Raw genomic sequence first — 20,685 nt, 5'->3', positions numbered from 1 at the left:
GTGCTGGAGCTGCGCCCCACCCGGTTCGACCACCCCGACTCGCTCCGGCTGATCGCCGAGGTCCAGCAGGTGTACCGCGAGCGCTACGGCGGCGAGGACGACACCCCCGTCGACGCCTCGGAGTTCGCGGCGCCGCGGGGGTTCTTCCTGGTCGGGTACCTCGACGGGGCCGCCGTCGCGTGCGGGGGCTGGCGGGCCCGCGACGGCGGGGAGGACCCCGAGATCCGCGACGGCGACGCGGAGATCAAGCGCATGTTCGTCACGGCGGCCCACCGGGGGCGGGGATACGCCCGCGCCGTGCTCGCCGAGCTGGAGCGCACCGCCGCCGCGGCCGGGCGGGCCCGGGTGGTCCTGGAGACCGGCACGCTCCAGCCCGAGGCGATCGCGCTCTACACGAGCGAGGGCTACGCCCCGATGCCGAACTTCGGCACCTACCGCTGCGAGCCGAACAGCCGCTGCTACGCCAAGTCGCTGCGCCGGCGCGTCGACTGAGGGCCCGCCGCAGACGGGTTCGTCCGGTTCGTCCGGACCCGCGCTGACCTGCGGCGGTACGTGTGGCGCGCGGGCCCGGAGGGAGCGATCATCCGCCCCACGGCATCGACGCCCCGGGGGGACGACATGATCTCTGCGCAGGCCGACCTGCGTCTCGACACGACCTTCGTCGACTACGTGTTCGTGGCCCTGTACTTCATCCTGGCGCTGGGGATCGGCGTCGCGGCGCGGCGCTCGGTCAACTCGAGCCTGGACTTCCTGCTCTCCGGTCGCTCGCTCCCGGCGTGGGTGACGGGCCTGGCGTTCATCTCCGCGAACCTGGGCGCGATCGAGCTCATCGGGTTCACCGCCAACGGCGCGCAGTACGGCATGGCGACCGTGCACTACTACTGGATCGGCGCCGTCCCGGCGATGGTCTTCCTCGGCATCGTGATGATGCCCTTCTACTACGGCTCCCGGGCACGCAGTGTCCCGGAGTTCCTGCTCAAGCGGTTCAACTCCACGACCCAGCGGGTCAACGCGGTGACCTTCGCGCTCGCGCAGGTGCTGATCGCGGGCGTCAACCTGTTCGCGCTCGGGCTCGTCCTGGAGGCGCTGCTCGGGTGGTCGCTGGCGATCGCGATCCCGGTGGCCGCGCTGGTCGTGCTGAGCTACACCTTCCTCGGCGGGCTCTCGGCGGCGATCTACAACGAGGTCCTGCAGTTCTTCGTGATCCTCGCGCTGCTCATCCCGCTGACGGTCGCCGGTCTCGCCCGCGTCGGGGGCTGGAACGGGCTGGTGGAGCGGGTGACCGCGGGCCCGGGCGGCGCGGAGCAGCTCTCGGCGTGGCCGGGCACCGAGCTGACCGAGATCGAGAACCCGTTCCTGTCGGTGGTCGGCATCGTGTTCGGGCTCGGGTTCGTGCTCAGCTTCGGCTACTGGACGACGAACTTCGCCGAGGTGCAGCGGTGCCTGTCGGCGAAGTCGATGTCGGCGGCGCGGCGGACCCCGATCATCGCGGCGTTCCCCAAGGCGCTGATCCCGGCGGTCATCGTGGTGCCGGGCATCATCGCCGCGATCCTCGTGCCGCAGATCATCGACCTCAAGGCGGGCGCGGGCGCGGAAGGCGTCACCTACAACAACACGCTGCAGCTGCTGATGGGCGAGGTCCTGCCCAACGGCGTGCTCGGCGTGGCGCTGGCCGGGCTGCTGGCGGCGTTCATGGCGGGCATGGCGGCCAACGTCAGCTCGCTCAACACGGTGTTCACCTACGACATCTGGCAGGACTGGCTGCGCCCGGGCCGCGACGACGGCTACTACCTGCGGGTCGGCCGCGCCGTCACGATCGTCGGCTGCCTGCTCGCCATCGCCACGGCGTTCCTGGCGGGCAGCTACCAGAACATCATGGACTACATCCAGGCCCTGTTCAGCTTCTTCAACGCCCCGCTGTTCGCGATCTTCATCCTGGGGCTGTTCTGGAAGCGGATGACGGGCCCCGCGGGCTGGACGGGCCTGGTGTCCGGCACGGTCGCCGCGGTGACGATCGACGTGCTCGTGCGCACCGACGTGCTGGCGCTGTCGTCGCAGGCGGGCAGCTTCGTCGGGGCGAGCGCCGCGTTCGTCGTCGGCATCGTGGTGGCGGTGGCCGTCTCCGCGGTGACGCGGCCCAGGCCGGACGCCGAGCTGGTGGGGCTGGTGTGGTCGCTCACCTCCAAGGAGGAGCGCAGCCACTCCACCACCGGTGACGACGCCGGCTGGTACCGCTCGCCCGCCCTGCTCGGCGGCATCGTGGTCGTCATGACCGCGGGCCTCTACCTGCTCGTGCCCTGACGGAGGGGATCCCGATGACCGATCACACGACCGACGAGCCGCGCAGCGCGGCCGCGTCCCTGTTCGACCTGCGCACCGTCATCGCCGTGCTGTTCGGCGCGTACGGGGTGATCCTGACGCTGCTGGGAGCCTTCGGGACCAGCGCCGAGGACCTGGCCAAGGCCGGGGGAGTGCACCTCAACCTGTGGACGGGCATCGGCATGCTCGTCGTGGCCGCGCTGTTCGTGACCTGGCAGCGGTTGCGCCCGACGGTCACCGGCTGAGCCGGACCCTGCGCGCACCTCCCGGCCCCGCGCGTACCTCCGGGCGTGCGCGCGGGGCCGGAGCGTGCGCGCGGACCCGCGCGACGGCGGGCCCGGCCGGGTACGGGACCGGCGGGCCGGGGCGGGGCGAGATGTGGAGCGGGTCAGCGACGGCGGTCGGCGGGCAGGCGCGGGTTGAACGCGGTGAGCGTCCAGGCGTCGAGGCGGCGGAGCAGTCGCCCGAGAACGGTGGGAAGTGTCACGCCCCGTACAGCGTGTCAGCTGTCTGAATCGTTCCAGCAGCGCGGCGTGAGTCCCCTCACGGGTCAGGTCGCCGCTTGCGGCGCCGGTAGGGTGGTGGTCAACAACGTCCGACCCCGCCGCCTGCGCCCCCGACGCCGGTGACGGTGACGCCTGCCCCGGCCCCCGACGGAGAGGAGTGGCGTGCTCGCGCTCGTCGTCGCCCATCTCGTCGTGGCGCTGCTGTTGCCGCTGGTCTCCGTCCGCAGCCACCGGACGGCCTTCCTCGTCGCCGCCGTGCTGCCCGCGCTCACGCTGGTGTGGGCGCTCGCGCAGAGTGGCGTCGCACTCGGCCCCGGCCTGGCCGAGACCACCCCGTGGGCCCCGTCGCTGGGCCTGGAGCTGAGCTTCCGCCTCGACGCGCTCGCGCTGGCCATGATCGTGCTGGTCTCCGGGCTCGGCGCGGTGATCCTGGTGTACAGCGCGGGCTACTTCGGCCCGACCTCGGAGGAGGCCACCCGCTCCGCCGCGCTCGTGCTCACGTTCGCGGGCGTGATGCTCGGCCTGGTGCTCGCCGACGACCTGCTCACGCTCTACGTGTTCTGGGAGCTCACCTCGATCACGTCCTACCTGCTCGTCGGGCAGCGCGGGGAGAAGCGCGAGAGCAGGCGGGCCGCGTTGCAGGCCCTGCTGGTCACGGTGCTGGGCGGGCTGTCGATGCTGCTCGGTTTCGTGCTGCTCGGCGAGGCCGCAGGGACGTACCGGATCTCGGAGATCCTGGCCGACCCCCCCCGCGGCGGGATGGTCCCGGTGGCGCTGCTGCTGATCCTGCTGGGGGCGTTCACCAAGTCCGCCCAGCTCCCGTTCCACCCGTGGCTGCCCGCGGCGATGGTCGCGCCCACCCCCGTCAGCGCGTACCTGCACGCGGCGTCGATGGTGAAGGCCGGGGTGTACCTGGTGGCCCGGCTGTCGCCCGCGTTCGCCGACCTCGCCGTGTGGTGGGTGCCGGTGGTCGCCGTCGGAATCGGCACGATGGTCGTCGGCGGCTGGCGGGCCCTGGCCGAGACCGACCTCAAGCGCGTCCTCGCCTTCGGCACCGTCAGCCAGCTCGGGTTCCTGATGGTCCTGTTCGGGGCGGGCGGGCGGATCGCGGCGCTGGCCGGGATCGGGATGCTGCTGGCCCACGGGCTCTTCAAGGCGCCGCTGTTCATGATCGTCGGCGTGATCGACCACGCCACCGGCACCCGTGACCTGCGCCGGCTCTCCGGGCTGCGGCACTCGATGCCGGGGGTCGCGGCGGCCGGGGTGCTCGCCGCGGCGTCGATGGCCGGGCTGCCGCCGCTGATCGGCTTCGTCGGCAAGGAGACGGCGTTCGCCGCGTTCCTCGACGAGGGCGACTCGCGGAGCTGGGCGATCGCGCTCGGGCTCCTCGCCGGCTCGGTGCTCACCGCGGCCTACAGCGCCCGGTTCGTGTGGGGGGCGTTCGGCGCGAAGGCGGGCAAGGAGCCGACCCCGGTGCACCACGCGCCGGGCCCGCTGCTCACCGCGCCGGTCTGGCTGTGCGTGGTGGGCGGGCTCGCCCTCGGGCTCGCCGCCCCCGTCGTCGACGCGCTGGCGGCCGGGTACGCCGACCGGTACGTCCCCGCCGACGCCGAACAGGCCGGCTACGAGATCGCGCTGTGGCACGGCCTGGGCCTGCCGCTGCTGTTCTCCGCGATCGCGATCGGCGGCGGCCTGCTGCTGCACCGCCACCGCAAGCGGGTGCGCACGCTCGCGTACCGCAGCCCGTTCAGCGCGCAGAACGGCTACGAGAACACCGTGGCCGGGCTGGAACGGGTGGCCGTCGTCGTGACCGGCCGCTCGCAGGTCGGATCCCTGCCCGCCTACCTGGCCACGATCCTGGTCGTGGTGGTGGTGCTGCTCGCCCCGGCCACGCTGGCGGGCGGCGCCTGGCCCGCCGACCAGGTGCTCTACCACGAGATCGCGCAGGTCCCGCTGGGCATCGCCGTGGTCGTCGCCGCGATCGCGGTGGTGCGGGAGCGGCGCCGGTTCACCGCGGTGCTGCTGGTCGGCGTGATCGGCTACGGGGTCGGCGGGCTGTTCGTCGTCGACGGGGCACCCGACCTCGCACTGGCCCAGTTCCTGGTGGAGACGCTCTCGCTGGTGGCGTTCGTGTTCGTGCTGCGCAGGCTGCCCTCGCACTTCACCGAGCAGCCGTCGCCGCGCCGCTCGCAGGTGTTCAAGGCCGTGCTCGCGGGCGTCGGCGGGATCGTCGTGGCCGGGGTGGCGGTGGTGCTGTCCGGCGCGCGGGTCGCGCCGTCGTCCACCAGCGGCCAGTTCGTGGCGCTGGCCCCCGAGGGCGCGGGCGCCGACAACGTGATCGCCGCGATCCTCGTCGACTTCCGGGCGCTCGACACCGTCGGCGAGATCGGCGTGCTGTTCGTCGCCGCCGCCGGGGTGGCCAGCCTGGTCCTCGCCACCCGCTACGACCGGGGCCGCGACAGCGGCCAGGGCACCCCGCGACACGAGAAGGACGTGCTCGGATGACCGCCGCGGAGCCGGAGCGGGTGCCCTTCGAGGAGTGGGACCGGCCGCAGGAGGGCTGGCTGCTGTCGGGGCGGTGCCGCGACGGGGACGACCGCACCCTGCTGCTCGAGGTCGCCACCCGCACGCTGTTCCCGACGATGCTGGTGTTCTCGCTCTACCTGCTGCTGGTCGGGCACTACTCGCCCGGCGGCGGGTTCTCCGGCGGGCTGGTCGCCGGGCTGGCGTTCGTGCTGCGCTACACCGCGGGTGGCGACGTCGGGCTGGGCGCGGTCGTCACCGTGCGCCCCCCGGTGCTGATCGGGTCCGGGCTCACGATCTCGGTGCTCACCGCGCTGGTGCCGCTGGCCCTGGGCGCCCCGGTGCTTTCCAGCGCCAAGCTGGAGGTGGTGCTGCCGCTGGTCGGCAGCGTCTCCACGCAGACCAGCCTGCTCCTCGACGTCGGCGTGTACGTGCTGATCGTCGGCGTGGTGCTCGACCTGCTGCGCTCGCTGGGGTCCGGCATCGCCCGCGACATGCGCGACGCCGGGGAGCGCTTCTGATGACCACGATCAACGTCGCCATGGCGCTCACCGTCGGCACCCTGTTCGCGGCCGGGTTCTACCTGCTGCTGCAGCGCTCGCTGATGCGCGTGCTGCTCGGCGTCGTGGTGCTCGGGCACGGCACGAACCTGTTGCTGCAGATCGCCGCGGGCCCGCCGGGGGCACCGCCCGTGCTCGGCACCGGGAACACCGACCTCATCACCGACCCGCTGCCGCAGGCCCTCGCCCTCACCGCGGTGGTGATCACCTTCGCGCTCACCACGTTCCTGCTCGCGCTGGGCTACCGGTCGTTCGTACTGGTCGGCCACGACGAGGTGCAGGACGACGTCGAGGACCGCCGCATCGCCACCCAGACCATGCCCTCGGCGTCGCTCGACGAGGACCACGACCACGTCGAGCGCCCCGGCGCCGACTCCGACGACGACGCGGGCGACGACGAGACGGGCGGCGACGAGACGGGCGGCGACGAGACGGGCGGCGACGAGCCGGGCGGCGACGAGACCGGCGACGTCGAGGCGGCCGCCCGGTGAACAACGCCGCCGCCGACCCCTACGCCTGGCTGCTCGCGCTGCCGGTGCTGCTGCCCCTGCTGGGCGCGGCCGTCACCGTCATCGGCAGCCGCTCGCCCACGCTGCAGCGCGTCGTCGGCATCGTCGTGCTGCTGGCGGTGTCGGCCATCGCGGGGGTGCTGCTCGTCGTCAGCGACGGGACCGGGCCGATCGTCGCCCCGCTCGGGGGCTGGGCCGCGCCCGTCGGCATCGCGCTGGTGGCCGACCGGCTCTCCTCGCTGCTGCTGCTGGTGTCCACCCTGGTCACGCTCGCGGTGCTGGTCTACGCCATCGACCAGCGGATCGCCGACTACGGCCGCGGCACCGCCAGCACCACGTTCCACCCGATGTACCTGATGCTCTCGGCGGGGGTGTCCCTGGCCTACCTCACCGGCGACCTGTTCACGCTGTTCGTCGCCTTCGAGATCATGCTCACCGCCTCCTACGTGCTGATCACGCGCCGCACCAGCGCCCAGAAGATCCGCGCCGGGATGACCTACGTGACGGTCAGCCTGCTGTCGTCGCTGCTGTTCCTCACCGCCATCGCGCTGGTCTACGCGGCCACCGGCACCGTCAACCTCGCCGACCTCGCCGGGCGCGTGGCGCAGCTGCCGCCGGGGCTGGCCACCGTGCTCGGGCTGATGCTGCTGCTGGTGTTCGGCATCAAGGCCGCGATGGTGCCGCTGCACTTCTGGCTGCCCGACAGCTACCCCAACGCCCCCGGCCCGGTGGCGGCGCTGTTCGCGGGCCTGCTCACCAAGGTCGGCTTCTACGCGATGGTGCGCACGCAGACGCTGCTGTTCCCCCGCGACGACCCCTGGACGCTGCTGCTGGTGATCGCCACGGCCACGATGCTGGTCGGGGCGCTGGGGGCGCTGGCGCAGAACGACATCAACCGGCTGCTGTCGTTCCTGCTGGTCAGTCACATCGGGTTCATGCTGTTCGGGCTCGCGGTGTTCGACGCCGCCGCGGTGTCGGGTGCCGCGCTCTACGCCGCGCACCACATCACGGTGCTGGCCACGCTGTTCCTGGTCAGCGGCCTGATCACCCGGCGCACCGGCACCGTGCTGCTCGACCGGATGGGCGGGCTCCTGCGCACCGCGCCGTGGCTCGCGGCGCTCTACGCGATCCCCGCGCTGACGCTGGCCGGGGTGCCGCCGACGGCCGGGTTCGTCGCGAAGCTGGCGCTGCTGCAGGCCGGCGCGGCCGCGGGCCCGTGGCCCACCGTCGTCGCAGGGGTGGTGATCGTGGCCAGCCTGCTCACCCTCTACGCCCTCGCGCGGGTCTGGGTGCGGGTGTTCTGGGGCGCGCCGAAGGCCGCGCTGCCCGACGACGACCCCGACGACGAGGTGCTGGTGGGCACCTCGCGCACCCCGATGCCGATGTTCGCGGCCACCGCGGGCCTGGTGGTGGTGAGCCTGGCGATCGCGGCGTTCGCCGGGCCGCTCACGGCCGTCACCGGGCGCGCCGGGGTCGACCTGCTCGACCGCGACCCCTACCTGGTCGCGGTGCTGGGATCGGGAGGGGACCGGTGAACCGCGCGCTGAGCGTCGCCTGGCTGGCGTTCGTGTGGGTGCTGCTGTGGGGCTCGTTCACGCTGCTCACCGTGGTCGGCGGGGTGCTGGTCGGGTACGTCGTCACCGCGGTGTGGCGCCCGGGCGAGATGCAGGGCCGGCTGCCGGTGCGGCCGCTGGCGCTGCTGCGCCTGGTCGGCTTCCTGGCGCGCGACATCGTGGTGTCCTCGGCCGCGGTGAGCTGGCAGACGCTGCGCTTCGGCCCGCGCACCCGCGGCGCGGTGCTCGAGCTGCCCCTGCTGAGCAGCTCCGACCGGGTCGTGGCGATCGTCGCCGGGGCGTACTCGCTCTCGCCCGGCACGCTGGTGCTGCAGATCGACCTGCGGGAGAGCCGCTGGTACATCTACGTCGTCGGCCCCCGTGACCCCGCCGACGTCGAGACGGCCCGGCGGGCGGCGCTGGGCGTCCAGCGCCGGGTGCTCGCGGCCTTCGGCACGCCGGAGGAGCACCGGACCGCACGGGAGCTGGAGGCACGGTGACCACCGTCTACCTGATCGTGCTGGGCGTCATGAGCCTGGCCGGCCTGCTCACGCTCGTGCGGCTGTTCCAGGGCCCCGACGCCCTCGACCGGATCGCCGCGCTCGACGTCTTCATCGTGCTCATCATCGGCGCCACCGCCGTGTACGTGGCGTTCTACCGCGACGGGTCGAACATCCCGCTGCTGGTGGCGTTCGCGCTGCTGGCGTTCGTCGGGTCGGCCACCGCGGCCCGGCTGGCGGAGCGAAGGGAGTGGCACCGGTGATCCTCGACATCGTCTCCGCGGCCCTGCTGCTGGCCGGCGCGTCCCAGTGCCTGCTCGGGGCGCTCGGGCTGGTCCGGCTGCCCAGCGTGCTCTCGCGGATGCAGGCGGCCACCAAGCCGCAGACCCTCGGTCTGTTCCTGATCCTGGCCGGGGCCGCGCTGCGGGTGCCGCTGGAGAGCGCGGTCACGCTGCTGCTCGTCGCGGTGTTCCAGGTGATCACCGCGCCGGTCATCGCGCAGCTCGTGGGGCGCTCGGCGTACAACGGGGGGTCGGTGCAGCCGCGGCTGCTGGTCGTCGACGAGCTGGCGCCCCGGATGCCGAGCGAGGGTCCCGAGCGGCCGCCCGGCTGACCCCGGCCGTCACACCGCCGCGGTGTCGAGGATGAGCACCGTGCCCGAGTTCAGCAGCGTGACGTAGGCGGTGCGCCCGTCGGCCGACACGGCCACGCTCGTCGGGCCGTCGCCGGTCGGGATGGTGGCGCTCGCCCCCGACGTCGACGACCGAGAGCGTGTCGGAGTCGACGTCGGTGGTGTAGAGGAACCGGCCGTCGGCGGCGTAGGCGACGTCCTGCGGGTTGCGGCCCACGGGGACGGTGGCGACCACCGTGTCGGACGCGGTGTCGATGATCGAGACCTCGTTGCTGTCGAAGTTCACCACCGCCACCCGTGAGCCGTCGGGCGAGAGGGTCGTGCTGTGCGGGCTGGTGCCGACCGGGACGGTGGTGAGCACCGTGTCGGTGGCCGGGTCGATCACCGACACCACGTTCGACTCGTGGTTGGCCGCGTAGAGCCGCGAGCCGTCGGGGGAGAACGCCACCCAGTGCGGGTTGGGCGCCACCGAGATCCGGCCGACGACGGCGGCCGTGGCGGTGTCGATCACCTCGATGCGGCCGTCGTCGTGGCTGGGCACGTAGAGGCGGGTCCCGTCGGGGGTGGTGGCGGAGGCGAACGGCCTGCGTCCCACCGGGATCGTCGTGAGCACGGTGTTGGTGGCGGTGTCGAGCACGCCGACCAGGTTCACGGTGCGCTCGGTGTTGTAGATGCTGACGTAGGCGCGGCTGCTGTCGGGGGAGAAGGTGACGAACTGCGGCGGGCCCGCCTCCACCGGGATCGTGGCCGTGACCTGGTTGATCGTGGTGTCCAGGACGGTGATCACGCGGGCGTCGCGGTTGGCGATGTAGGCGAAGCGCCCGTTCGGGGCGATCTCCAGGTAGCCGGGGGTGGGACCGACCGACACGGCGCCCCGGACGGTCGGCACGGCGACGCTCGCCGCCGCGACGGGGGCGGCGTCGTGGTCGTGGCCCGTCGCCGCCGGCGCGGGACCCGGCGCGGCCGGGGCGCCGCCGGTGGGGCGCAGGACGATCCCGGTGACGACGGCGGCCGCGACGACCGCCGCCGCGACCACGAACGCGACCACCCGACCGCGGCCCCGCCGGGCGGGAGCGGGGTGGGGGGCGCCCTGGGGCGGGGGCGGCGGACCGGACGGGCCGCGGGGCGCGGGGACCAGGCGGGTGGCGGCGGAGAGGTCGACCCGGACGGTCGGGGCCTCGGCGGTGGCCACCGACAGCTCGGTGGCGGCGTCCCCCGTACCGCCCGCCGCACCGGCACCCGGCCCGGCGGGCGGGTCGGTGGGCGGGGTCGGGCCGGCGGGCGGGGTCGGGCCCGGGGGTGGGGTCGGAACGGTGGGCGGGGCGTCGGCGGGGGTGCCCGCGGCGGGGACCGCGACCGGGACGGCGGCCGGGCGGTCGGCCCCCGCGGCGGGTGCGGCACCGGCGACGGGGGCCGTGCCCAGCGCCTCGCGCGCCGCCCCGACCAGTGCCGTCGGCGTGGCGAACCGGTCGTCGACCTGCTTGGCCATCCCGCGCGCGACGACCGCGTCGATCTCCGGGGGCAACCCCTCGACCAGCGTGCTGGGCCGTGGCGGCTCGGTGAACAGGTGCGCGTACATCAGGGACGGCAGGTCGTCACCCGGGAACGGCGGGCCCCCCGTCAGGCACTCGTAGAGCAGGCAGGCCAGCGAGTAGACGTCGGCGCGGGCGTCGATCGCCGTGCCCGCGAACCGCTCGGGGGCCATGTAGTCCAGCGTGCCGATGGTGACGCCGGTCAGGGTGAGCGAGGTGCGGGAGGTGCCGACCGAACGGGCGATGCCGAAGTCGACCACGTAGACGAAGTCGTGGTCGGTCACGAGCACGTTGGACGGCTTGATGTCGCGGTGCACCAGGCCGTCGGCGTGCGCGGCCTCCAGCGCGTCGGCGACCTGGCCGAGCAGGTGCACGGTGCGGGCGGGCGGCAGGGCGCCCCGGTCGTCGAGGATCGCGCGGACGTCCCGGCCGTCGACCAGCCGCATGTCGATGAACAGCTGCCCGTCGATCTCGCCGTAGTCGTGGATCGGGATGACGTGCGGCTCCCGCAGCCGCGCGGCCACGTGCGACTCGCGGCGGAAGCGCCGCTGGAACTCCTCGTCACGGCTGTAGGCGGCGGGGAGCAGCTTGAGCGCGACCTGGCGGTCGCGGCGGGTGTCGTAGGCGACGTGGACCTCGCCCATGCCGCCGAAGCCGAGCAGCCGTTCGAGCCGGTACGGACCGATCTGCCGCGCCTCCACCATCCACCACCGCCGATCCCGCCGCCCGTCTGTCGGCGTCGGTTTCTCGGCGCGGGTGCGGCGGTCGTTACACCGGCGCGGCCCCGCCCCCCGGGCCGGACGGCGCGCCGGCCCGTAAGGTCCACGGCCGTGCCCATCTATGCGCTCGGCGCCGTCGAACCCGACATCCATCCCGACGCCTACGTCCACCCCGACGCCGTGGTGATCGGCGACGTGCGGATCGGCGCGGAGTCCTCGGTGTGGCCCACCGCGGTGCTGCGCGGCGACGACGGCCACATCGTGGTCGGGGCGCGCACCAGCATCCAGGACGGCTCGATCATCCACACCACCGTGCAGCGCCCGACGATCATCGGCGACGAGGTGACGGTGGGGCACAACGTGCACATCGAGGCGGCCACGATCGGGACGCGGGCGCTCATCGCCTCGGGCTCGGTGGTGCTCAACGGCGCGGAGATCGGGGAGGGCGGGGTGGTGGCCGCCGGTGCCGTCGTCTCGCCGAACGCCGTGGTGGAGCCGTGGACGATGGTGCTGGGGATCCCGGCGCAGGTGCGGCGCGGTCACACGGTGCCCGCGAACGCCACCGACTACGCCGTCGCCTCCTACGTCGAGCGCGGGAAGCGGTTCCGCGCCGAGCTGCGGCGGCTGTCCTGATGGCCGCCAAGCCGCTGTCCGAGGTCGTCGAGGCCGGGTGGGCGCGGGCCCTGGAGCCCGTCGCCCCGGTCATCGCCGACATGGGGGAGTTCCTGCGCGCCGAGATGGGCGCCGGGCGGCGCTACCTGCCGGCCGGGGCGAACATCCTGCGCGCCTTCACCCGCCCCTTCGACGCCGTGCGGGTGCTGATCGTGGGCCAGGACCCGTACCCGACGCCCGGGCACGCGATCGGGCTGTCGTTCTCGGTGGCGCCCGAGACGCGGCCCGTCCCGCGGTCGCTGGCCAACATCTTCCGCGAGTACAGCGACGACCTCGGCCACCCGACGCCGTCCACCGGCGACCTGAGCCCGTGGGCCGACCAGGGCGTCCTGCTGCTGAACCGGGTGCTCACCGTGGAGCCGGGCAACCCGGGGTCGCACCGGGACAAGGGCTGGGAGAAGGTCACCGAGCAGGCCATCCGCGCGCTCGTCGACCGCGACGGCGAGCCGCTGGTGGCGATCCTGTGGGGCCGCGACGCCCGCAACCTCGCCCCGCTGCTGGTGGACGTGCCGCTGGTGGAGTCGGCGCACCCGTCACCGATGTCGGCCGACCGCGGCTTCTTCGGCTCGAAGCCGTTCAGCCGCGCCAACGCCCTGCTCGAGGAGATCGGCGGCGACCCCGTGGACTGGAAGCTGCCCTGACGGGCCTTGCCGCGGACTGAACACGCGTTTAGTCTGCTGAACATGCGTTCAGGGGTGGCCGGGGAAGCGGACCTCACCGCCCGTGCGCGCATCCGGGACGCCGCGATCGAGGTGTTCGGCAGCGCCGGGTTCGACGCGCCGGTGCGTGCCGTCGCGGCGCGGGCCGGGGTCAGCCCGGGCCTGCTCAACCACCACTTCGGGTCGAAGGACGGGTTGCGGGCGGAGTGCGACGCGCACGTGCTGCAGCGGATCCGCCGGGCCAAGACCGACGCGGTCACCGGCAGCCCGGCCGTCGCGCTGGCCCAGCTCGCGGCCGTCGAGGAGAACGCGCCGTTGGCCGCCTACGTGCTGCAGGCGCTGCAGGCGGGCGGGGACTTCGCGGCCGCGTTCGTCGAGCAGATGGTGTCGGACGCCCGGGACTACCTGGCCGCGGGCGTCGCGGCGGGCACGGTGCGGCCCAGCCGGGACCCGGCGGCCCGCGCCCGCCACCTCACCCTGTCCGCGCTGGGGTCCCTGCTGCTGCACGCACGGCTGCGCAGCGGCGGCACCGACGTCGCCGGGCTGCTGCGGCACGTCGCCGACAGCGCGACGCTGCCCGCCCTGGAGCTCTACACCGAGGGGTTGCTGACCGACCGCAGCATGCTCGACGACTACCTGATGCAGGTTCCGGACCCGCCCGCCGCGGCGTCCGCTCCCGCCACGCCCCCGCCGGACGGGGGTGTCCCGAACCCTCAGGAGTCCGCATGACCACACCTCCGCCCGAGGCGACGCTCGTCGTCGACGGTCCCGAGTTCCTCGCCGACCCGCACACCCACTACGACCGGATGCGCCGCGAGACGCCGATCCGGGTCGGCCGGATATCGGTGCTGCCCGGCCAGGACATCCACTTCCTCGCCCGCTACGCCGACTGCGTCGCCCTCACCACCGACACGCGCTTCCGCCGGGCCCTCCCGGACGGCGCGCCGCAGCCCCTGCCCGAGGCGCTGCGCCTGCTGGCCGTGGACTCGATGATCCTCAAGGACGATCCGGAACACCGCAGGCTGCGACGGCTGGTGAGCAGGCCGTTCACTCCGCAGGCGGTCGGGCGCCTGGCCGAGCGCGTCCAGGAGGTCACCGGTGCACTGCTCGACGGATTCCTCCCCGGCCGCCCGGTCGACCTGCAGCAGGCCTACGCGCTCCCGATCCCGGTCACGGTGATCAGCGAGATGGTCGGGCTGGCGCCCGACGAGCGGACGACCTTCCACGAGGGGATGCGCCTGCTCGTCGGCGGTCTCGCCACCCTCGGCATGGACGAGGCGGTCCGGCGGATGGAAGAGCTGACCGGGTTCGTCCGCGGGTTGGTCGCCCGGCGCCGTCGCGCGCCCGGCGAGGACATCATGAGCGGGCTGGTCCAGGCCTCCGACGACGGCGAGGCGCTCACCGACGACGAGGTCGTCGCGATGGTATTCCTGCTCGTCGCGGCCGGGTACGAGACGACCTACAACCTGATCGGCAACGGGGTCGTCGCCCTGCTGGGCCATCCCGACCAGCTCGCGCGGCTGCACCGGGACCCGGAGCTGATCGACGGGGCCGTGGAGGAGATCCTGCGCTGGACCGGCACGATCGGGGGCACCAAGCCCACCTACGCCCACGAGGACGTCGACTGGCACGGCGTGCGGATCCCGCGCGGGGCGATGATGATGCCGCTGCTCGCCTCGGCCAACCGGGATCCGGCCGTGTTCGACCGGCCCGACGAGTTCGACATCACCCGGTCACCGAACCCGCACATCGCCTTCAGCAAGGGCGCGCACTTCTGCCTGGGGGCGAGCCTGGCCCGGATGGAGGCCCGGATCGCGATCGGCAACCTGGTCGCCCGGTTCCCCGGCCTGCGCCTCGCCGTCGACCCGGCCGCACTGCGCACGCTGCCCTCGCCGCTGATGCTGCGGCTCGACGGACTGCCGGTGGTGCCGGGCTGACCGCGGCCGGTGACACGACGACGGCACCCCCGCCGTGGCGGAGGTGCCGTCGTCGAGGTCTGGCGCCGCTCAGGCGCGGGCGACCTTGCCCGCCTTGAGGCAGGAGGTGCACACGTTGAGGCGGGTGCGGTTGCCACCGCTGGTGAGGCGGGCCCGAACGGTCTGGATGTTCGGGTTCCAGCGGCGGTTGGTACGGCGGTGCGAGTGCGAGACGGACATGCCGAAGCCCGGACCCTTGCTACAGACGTCGCAGACGGCAGCCACGTCGAACTCCTCGAATCGGGGAAACGCCGGGATCCCCCGGGCGTGAACCACGAGGATACCCGCGGCGCCGCGGGGCGGTGCACACCCCCCGGTCACTACGCTCCCCGACGTGCCCCCGCTCCTCGACGCCGCCCTGCTCACCGGCTGGGCGAAGGCCGCCGTCGGGGTGCTGGAGCGCCACCGCGCCGAGATCGACCGGATCAACGTCTTCCCCGTGCCCGACGGCGACACCGGCACCAACCTGCTGCTGACGATGCGCGCCGCGCTCGACGCCGTCGGCCGCGGGGAGCCGCAGGTGGCGGCCGCGCTGGCCCGCGGAGCCCTGATCGGGGCGCGCGGCAACTCCGGGGTGATCCTCTCGCAGGTGCTGCGCGGCGTCGCCGACGCCGTGGCGGCCAAGGCCGGGCCGTCCGCGGGCGGGAAGGTGCTGGCCGACGGGCTGGGCCGCGCGCACCGCCTCGCCACCGCCGCGGTCACCCGCCCCCGCGAGGGCACGGTGCTCTCGGTGCTCTCCGCGGCGGCGGTCGCGTCGGTGGCCGTGGGCTCCGACCGGCTCGACGCCGTCGCCGTGGCCGCGGCCGACGCCGCCCGCGAGGCACTGCGCGAGACCACCGGGCAGCTGCCCGAGCTGGCCCGCGCCGGGGTCGTCGACGCCGGGGGGATGGGCCTCTACCTCATCCTCGACGCCCTCGCGACGCTGGCCAGCGGGCGCGCAGGCTCCGGCGTGCCCGAGCCGTCGGGGGACCGGGGGCCCGCCCGCGGTCGCGACGCGCTGGTCGCCGCCCGCGAGTCGGGCAGCTCGGCGTTCGACTACGAGGTGATGTACCTGCTCGACACCGGGGCGGGTGGGGACGGCGGGGCGGGCGGGGACGACGCCGTGGCCGGGCTGCGCGAGGAGCTCGACGAGCTGGGCGACTCGGTGGCCGTCGTCGGCGACGGGGCGGGCACCTGGAACGTCCACGTGCACTGCACCGACATCGGCGCGGCGATCGAGGCCGGGATCGCCGTCGGGCGCCCGCACCGGATCACCGTGGTGCGGTTCGCCGACCAGCTCGCCCCGGCGCCCGACCGGTTCGACCGCGCCCGCGCCGTGCTGCTGGTCGCCCCGGGCGACGAGCTCGGGGAGCTGGCCCGCTCGGCGGGGGCCGACGTACTGGCCCGCGCGGACGCCGTCGACGAGCGGGCGCTGCAGGACGCACTGGTCGCCACCCGGGCCCGGCACGTCGTGCTGCTGCCCGCCGACGCCGACCTGTCCGCCGTCGCGGAGCGCGCCGCCGCGGCGGCCCGGCGCGACGGCCAGGAGGTGCAGGTGCTGCCCACGTCCTCGGTGCTGCACGGGCTCGCCGCACTGGCCGTGCACGACCCCGAGCGGCGGGCCGCCGACGACGTCGTGGCGATGGCCGAGGCGGCCGCGCTCACCCGCACGGCGTCACTGGTCGTCGCCGAGACCGAGGCGATGACGTGGGTGGGCCGCTGCGAGCCCGGCGAGGTGCTGGGGATCTCCGACGGCGAGGTCGTGCTGATCGCGCCGGACCTGGCTGTCGGTGCCCTGTGGTTGGCTCACCGCATGCTCACCGCGGGGGGCGAGATCGTCACGGCGCTGCTCGGGGAGGGTGCCGACGACGCGCTGGGCGAGGGCCTGGCCGCCGACCTGCGACGCACCCATCCCGAGGTCGACGTCGTGGTCCACCGGGGAGGGTGCACCGGACATCCGATCGTGTTGGGAGTGGAGTGAACGTCGATCTCGGCTCGCCGCTGGAGCCGCTGCTCGGGCGCAAGTCCGCCGACCTGCTGGCCACGCAGCTGGAGATCGGCACCGTCGGGGAACTGGTGCGGCACTACCCGCGCCGCTACGTCGACCGCGGGAAGCTCACCGACATCGCCGGCCTGGAGATCGGGGAGCACGCCACGCTCGTCGCGCAGGTGGAGCGCTCGGAGCTGCGGCCGATGCGGTCGCGGCCGGGCAAGCTGCTCGCCGTCGTCATCCGCGACGAGAACGGGGCGCGGCTGGACTGCACGTTCTTCAACGGGCAGAAGGTGCAGTACGCCATCGCGCCCGGGGTGCGGGCGGTGTTCTCCGGCAAGGTCGGGGTGTTCAACCAGAAGCTGCAGCTCACGCACCCGCAGTTCGAGCCGCTCGACGAGACCGACGAGGTGCGCCCGTTCCTGTCGGTCTACCCGGCCACCGCCAAGCTCGGCTCGCAGGTGATCGCCCGGTGTGTGCGGCAGGTGCTCGACCAGCTCGACGATCCGACCGATCCGCTGCCGCCGAAGATCCGCGACCGGGAGAAGCTCCCCGAGCTGGGCCGTGCGCTGCGCCGCATCCACGTGCCCGAGACCGACGCCGACATCCACGCCGCCCGCCACCGCCTGGTCTGGGACGAGGCGCTCGGCGTGCAGCTCGCGCTGGCCCTGCGCCGCCAGGCCACCGCCGCGCGGCCCGCCCCGCAGTGTCCGCCCGTCGCGGGCGGCCTGCTCGACGCGTTCGACGCCGCCCTGCCGTTCACGCTCACCGCGGGGCAGGAGGAGGTCGGGGCGCAGGTCGCGGCCGACCTGTCGCACGCCCACCCGATGAACCGGCTCGTCCAGGGCGACGTCGGCGCCGGCAAGACGATCATCGCGCTGCGGGCGATGCTGCAGGTCGTCGACTCCGGGCAGCAGGCGGCGATGCTCGCGCCCACCGAGGTGCTGGCCGCCCAGCACGCGCGGTCGCTGCGGGCGATGCTCGGGCCGCTCGCTGCCGCAGGCGAGCTGGACGCCGCCGAGCACGCAACCCGGGTCACGCTGCTCACCGGCTCGCTCGGGGCGAAGGCCAAGCGCAAGGCCCTGCTCGACGCGCAGTCCGGCGAGGCGGGCATCGTCGTCGGCACGCACGCGCTGATCCAGGACCGGGTCGGGTTCGCCGACCTCGGGCTCGTCGTCGTCGACGAGCAGCACCGGTTCGGGGTGGAGCAGCGCGACGCGCTGCGCGGGCGCGCGGAGAAGGCGCCGCACATGCTGGTCATGACGGCCACGCCGATCCCGCGCACCGTCGCGATGACGGTCTACGGCGACCTCGCGGTCTCCTCGTTGCGCGAGCTGCCCCGCGGTCGCTCCCCGATCGCGACGACGGTCGTGCCGCTGGCCGAGAAGCCGCAGTGGTTCGCCGGGGTCTGGCGCCGGGTGCGCGAGGAGGTGGCGGCCGGCCACCAGGCCTACGTCGTGTTCCCCCGCGTCGGCGACGCCGAGCCCGAGCCGCCCGCCCCCGACGACGAGGGCCGCCGCCCGCCGCTCGCCGTGCTCGACATCGCGCCGCGGCTGGCGGAGGGGGCGCTGTCCGGGCTGCGCCTGGGCGTCCTGCACGGCAAGCTGCCCGCCGACGAGAAGGACGCCGTGATGCGGTCCTTCGAGCGCGGCGAGCTCGACGTGCTGCTGGCCACCACCGTCATCGAGGTGGGCGTCGACGTCCCCAACGCCACCGCGATCGTCATCCTCGACGCCGAGCGGTTCGGGCTGTCCCAGCTGCACCAGCTGCGCGGCCGGGTGGGCCGGGGTGCGGCGCCCGGGGTGTGCCTGCTGGTCACCGAGATGCCCGAGGCCACCGCGGCCCGCGAGCGCCTGGCCGCCGTCGAGGGTACGACCGACGGCTTCGAGCTCGCCCGGCTCGACCTGGAGCTGCGCCGCGAGGGCGACGTCCTGGGTGCGCTGCAGTCCGGGCGCCGCTCGGGGCTGCGGCTGCTGTCGCTGCTGCGCCACGAGGAGATCATCGCGAAGGCGCAGGTCTACGCCACCGACCTGGTGGCCCACGACCCCGGCCTGGCCCGCAGCCCCGGCCTCGCCGCGCTGGTGGGCGAGGTCGTCAGCGACGAGCGCGCGGAGTACCTGGACAAGGTGTGATCGGCGAGATCGGGACATGAGCGCCATGGGTGGCGCTCATGTCCCGATCCTGACGATCACGGGCGGCCGGTTTCGGTGTTCGGCCTCGGGCCGGCGGGCTGTCGGGGCATCCTGCGGCGATGTTCTTCGATGGTCTCGTCGAGCGGCAGGGTGGGGTGGTGGGCCTGGCCCAGGCCGTCGAGCACGGCATGGCGGCCCGCTCGGTGCAGCGCCACGCCCGCGACGGCTCCTGGCGACGGCTCCGGCCGGCGGTGTACCTGGTCGGCGGGCACCGGCTCGACGACCGGGGGGAGGTGCGCGCGGCCTCGCTGTGGGCCGGGGAGCGCTCCACGATCGCGGGTCCCGCGGCGGCGTTCTGGCACGGGATGCTGCCGCGGGCGCCGGACGTCGTCGACCTGACGGTGCCGGCGGCGGCGAAGCCCCGGCCGCAGCCCGGGATCCGGATCCGGCGGCGCGACCTGCACCCGACCGACCGGGTGGGCATCGAGGGGGTGTGGCTGACCGGGACGGCGCTGACCGTGCTGGAGACCGCGGTGGCGCTCCCCGACGGGTCGAGCTTCCTGGACCGGTCGCTGCAGAAGTGGGTGCGGTTCCCGGGCCTGTACCGGGCGTACTGCCGCAACGTCGGGCGCGCCGGCTGGTCGCGGGCCGGTGAGCTGATCACCGCCGCGGCCGACCGGGCCGAGTCGGCGGCCGAGCGGTTGCTCGTCGGCATCCTGCGCGACGCCGGGATCACCGGGTGGCAGCTGGGTCATCCGGTCGGCCCCTACCGCATCGACCTGGCGTTCCCGACCGCGCGCGTGGCGGTCGAGGTCGACGGCTGGGCGTGGCACGTCGACCCGGAGCGCTTCCGGGGCGACCGTCGCAAGGGCAACGTCCTGACCCGCGCCGGCTGGGACGTCCTGCGCTTCACCTGGCACGACCTCGACGCCCGCCCGGGTGAGGTGCTGGCCGAGATCCGGGCCATGATCGAGCAGAGTGGGACATGAGCGCCACCGGCGGCGCTCATGTCCCGATCCTGATGATCTTCATCGGGCCCGGGGGCCGGTCAGGCGGGGAGGGCTCCGCGGGACGCGGCGTCGAGGGCGGCCCGGGCCGTGGGCGGGAGGTGGATCGTGCCGGCCGCGTCGAGCTTCGCGAGCTCGGCGCGGGCGCGGGCGTAGGCGGCGAGCCGCTCGGGCTCCTGGTCGGAGTCGCGGGCGGTGGTGAGCAGCTTGATCACCCGCTCCACGGTGGACCGCTCGGCGGGGGTGAGGCCGGAGAGCCGGATCCGCTCGGCGGCCTCGCGGGCGGCCCGCCAGGCCCGCTCCGCGCGGTCGACGGCCTGCGCGAACTGCGTCGCGTGGTCGTCACCGGGGTAGGCGTCGGACTCCAGCGCCTGCGCGTGGGCGAAGGCGTCGACGAAGCGGCCGGTGCTCGGCACCGTCACATCGGACAGGGCCGGGAGGCGCAGCACGTTCATCGGGTCGCACTCGTGGGCGGCGTAGGCCGCGGCGAGGGTGTGGAAGCGGTCGCGTGCGTGGCCCCACACGATGTCGGGGCGGCGCCGGGAGGCGGGACGGGCGGGCAGCGGCGCGGTGCCGGCCGAACGGGCCCGCAGCCTGCGCCGCACCACGTGGAACGCGATCCCCCCGGCGAGGACGAACGGCGTGGCGGCCGCGACGGTCAGCCCGATGGCCAGGGTCGTGGCCAGCAGCAACCCGAGCACCGACAGCACCGAGGCGAACACCAGCGGCAGGAGCAGCAGCCACGGGACGACCCGGCGCGGCAGCGGACGGCGCCGGCGCGTCAGGCGCCGGTCGTGGCGGCGCCGCTCGGCGTCGCGGCGCAGCCTCCGCCCCTCGGCGAACGCGGCGCCGGCCTGTCGGGTCGGGTGCCGGCGGTGTCCCACACCTCATTGGTACCCGATCCATCCTGAGATCGGC

General features: G+C 74.4%; 19 protein-coding genes and 1 pseudogene. 17 read left to right on the top strand and 3 right to left on the bottom strand.

Going from position 1 to position 20,685, the window contains the following annotated elements; translation table 11 throughout:
* The first annotated feature begins 3 nt into the window (after positions 1-3).
* The 10 genes from PHY01_RS16550 (at position 4) to mnhG (ending at position 9,083) form a co-directional block, all read left to right on the top strand.
* Entirely contained in the window at positions 4-492 is a 489-nt protein-coding gene (locus tag PHY01_RS16550) for a GNAT family N-acetyltransferase (RefSeq protein WP_141279752.1), read from the top strand.
* Positions 493-618: 126 nt separating this feature from the next.
* Entirely contained in the window at positions 619-2,301 is a 1,683-nt protein-coding gene (locus PHY01_RS16545; RefSeq protein WP_141279689.1) for a sodium:solute symporter family protein, read from the top strand.
* A 14-nt stretch (positions 2,302-2,315) separates the two neighbouring features.
* Complete coding sequence (locus tag PHY01_RS16540; RefSeq protein ID WP_141279687.1) at positions 2,316-2,564, top strand: hypothetical protein; 249 nt, start codon at positions 2,316-2,318, stop codon at positions 2,562-2,564.
* A 423-nt stretch (positions 2,565-2,987) separates the two neighbouring features.
* On the top strand, positions 2,988-5,330 hold the full coding sequence (gene mbhE / locus PHY01_RS16535; protein WP_141279685.1) for a hydrogen gas-evolving membrane-bound hydrogenase subunit E: 2,343 nt from the start codon (positions 2,988-2,990) through the stop codon (positions 5,328-5,330).
* Positions 5,327-5,869, top strand: a complete 543-nt coding sequence (locus tag PHY01_RS16530; RefSeq protein WP_141279683.1) for an MnhB domain-containing protein — start codon at positions 5,327-5,329, stop codon at positions 5,867-5,869. The genes mbhE and PHY01_RS16530 overlap by 4 nt, the downstream gene beginning before the upstream one ends.
* Positions 5,869-6,399, top strand: coding sequence for a Na(+)/H(+) antiporter subunit C (locus PHY01_RS16525; protein WP_141279681.1), 531 nt, complete (start codon positions 5,869-5,871; stop codon positions 6,397-6,399). Before PHY01_RS16530 ends, PHY01_RS16525 begins: the two co-directional genes overlap by 1 nt.
* Complete coding sequence (locus PHY01_RS16520) at positions 6,396-7,952, top strand: Na+/H+ antiporter subunit D (protein WP_246085948.1); 1,557 nt, start codon at positions 6,396-6,398, stop codon at positions 7,950-7,952. Before PHY01_RS16525 ends, PHY01_RS16520 begins: the two co-directional genes overlap by 4 nt.
* Positions 7,949-8,470: a Na+/H+ antiporter subunit E gene (locus PHY01_RS26565; RefSeq protein WP_170183843.1), complete on the top strand. Its 522-nt coding sequence runs from the start codon at positions 7,949-7,951 to the stop codon at positions 8,468-8,470. The genes PHY01_RS16520 and PHY01_RS26565 overlap by 4 nt, the downstream gene beginning before the upstream one ends.
* Complete coding sequence (locus tag PHY01_RS16510) at positions 8,467-8,733, top strand: MrpF/PhaF family protein (RefSeq protein ID WP_141279677.1); 267 nt, start codon at positions 8,467-8,469, stop codon at positions 8,731-8,733. The genes PHY01_RS26565 and PHY01_RS16510 overlap by 4 nt, the downstream gene beginning before the upstream one ends.
* Entirely contained in the window at positions 8,730-9,083 is a 354-nt protein-coding gene (mnhG, locus tag PHY01_RS16505; protein ID WP_141279675.1) for a monovalent cation/H(+) antiporter subunit G, read from the top strand. Before PHY01_RS16510 ends, mnhG begins: the two co-directional genes overlap by 4 nt.
* A gap of 121 nt (positions 9,084-9,204) precedes the next feature.
* On the opposite strand, the pseudogene PHY01_RS27675 reads toward mnhG, so the two are convergent.
* Positions 9,205-11,337: pseudogene (locus PHY01_RS27675) on the bottom strand (protein kinase domain-containing protein); the annotation flags it as partial.
* 126 nt (positions 11,338-11,463) lie between these two features.
* On the opposite strand from PHY01_RS27675, the gene PHY01_RS16495 reads away from it, so the two are divergent.
* From PHY01_RS16495 to PHY01_RS16480, 4 genes are read left to right on the top strand one after another with little or no spacing between them, the layout of a single operon-like run.
* On the top strand, positions 11,464-11,985 hold the full coding sequence (locus tag PHY01_RS16495) for a gamma carbonic anhydrase family protein (protein ID WP_141279667.1): 522 nt from the start codon (positions 11,464-11,466) through the stop codon (positions 11,983-11,985).
* Positions 11,985-12,665, top strand: a complete 681-nt coding sequence (locus PHY01_RS16490; protein WP_141279665.1) for a uracil-DNA glycosylase — start codon at positions 11,985-11,987, stop codon at positions 12,663-12,665. Before PHY01_RS16495 ends, PHY01_RS16490 begins: the two co-directional genes overlap by 1 nt.
* Positions 12,666-12,707: 42 nt before the next feature.
* A complete protein-coding gene (locus PHY01_RS16485; protein WP_141279663.1) occupies positions 12,708-13,412 on the top strand; it encodes a TetR/AcrR family transcriptional regulator in 705 nt (234 codons plus the stop codon).
* The gene (locus PHY01_RS16480) at positions 13,409-14,620 is read left to right on the top strand and encodes a cytochrome P450 family protein (protein ID WP_141279661.1); all 1,212 of its coding nucleotides are present in this window, start codon (positions 13,409-13,411) and stop codon (positions 14,618-14,620) included. The genes PHY01_RS16485 and PHY01_RS16480 overlap by 4 nt, the downstream gene beginning before the upstream one ends.
* A gap of 69 nt (positions 14,621-14,689) precedes the next feature.
* Here PHY01_RS16480 and rpmB read toward each other — a convergent pair whose 3' ends face one another.
* Positions 14,690-14,884, bottom strand: coding sequence for a 50S ribosomal protein L28 (gene rpmB / locus PHY01_RS16475; RefSeq protein WP_141279659.1), 195 nt, complete (start codon positions 14,882-14,884; stop codon positions 14,690-14,692).
* A gap of 109 nt (positions 14,885-14,993) precedes the next feature.
* On the opposite strand from rpmB, the gene fakA reads away from it, so the two are divergent.
* The 3 genes from fakA to PHY01_RS16460 all read left to right on the top strand — a co-directional run bounded on the left by fakA (position 14,994) and on the right by PHY01_RS16460 (position 19,749).
* Complete coding sequence (gene fakA, locus PHY01_RS16470; RefSeq protein ID WP_141279657.1) at positions 14,994-16,619, top strand: DAK2 domain-containing protein; 1,626 nt, start codon at positions 14,994-14,996, stop codon at positions 16,617-16,619.
* Complete coding sequence (gene recG, locus PHY01_RS16465; RefSeq protein ID WP_141279655.1) at positions 16,616-18,760, top strand: ATP-dependent DNA helicase RecG; 2,145 nt, start codon at positions 16,616-16,618, stop codon at positions 18,758-18,760. Before fakA ends, recG begins: the two co-directional genes overlap by 4 nt.
* Positions 18,761-18,879: 119 nt before the next feature.
* Positions 18,880-19,749 carry a PDDEXK-like endonuclease domain-containing protein gene (locus tag PHY01_RS16460; RefSeq protein WP_141279654.1) on the top strand — a complete coding sequence of 290 codons (870 nt, stop codon included), beginning with the start codon at positions 18,880-18,882 and terminating at the stop codon, positions 19,747-19,749.
* Positions 19,750-19,808: 59 nt separating this feature from the next.
* Here the strand turns inward: PHY01_RS16460 and PHY01_RS16455 are convergent, their stop codons facing one another.
* Positions 19,809-20,651: a hypothetical protein gene (locus PHY01_RS16455; RefSeq protein WP_141279652.1), complete on the bottom strand. Its 843-nt coding sequence runs from the start codon at positions 20,649-20,651 to the stop codon at positions 19,809-19,811.
* Positions 20,652-20,685 lie beyond the last annotated feature (34 nt).

It is taken from the genome of Pseudonocardia hydrocarbonoxydans (assembly GCF_006539565.1).
Taxonomy (GTDB): Bacteria; Actinomycetota; Actinomycetes; order Mycobacteriales; family Pseudonocardiaceae; genus Pseudonocardia; species Pseudonocardia hydrocarbonoxydans.
Note: the sequence above shows the minus strand (reverse complement) of the source record. Positions and strands in the feature narration are given on the sequence as shown.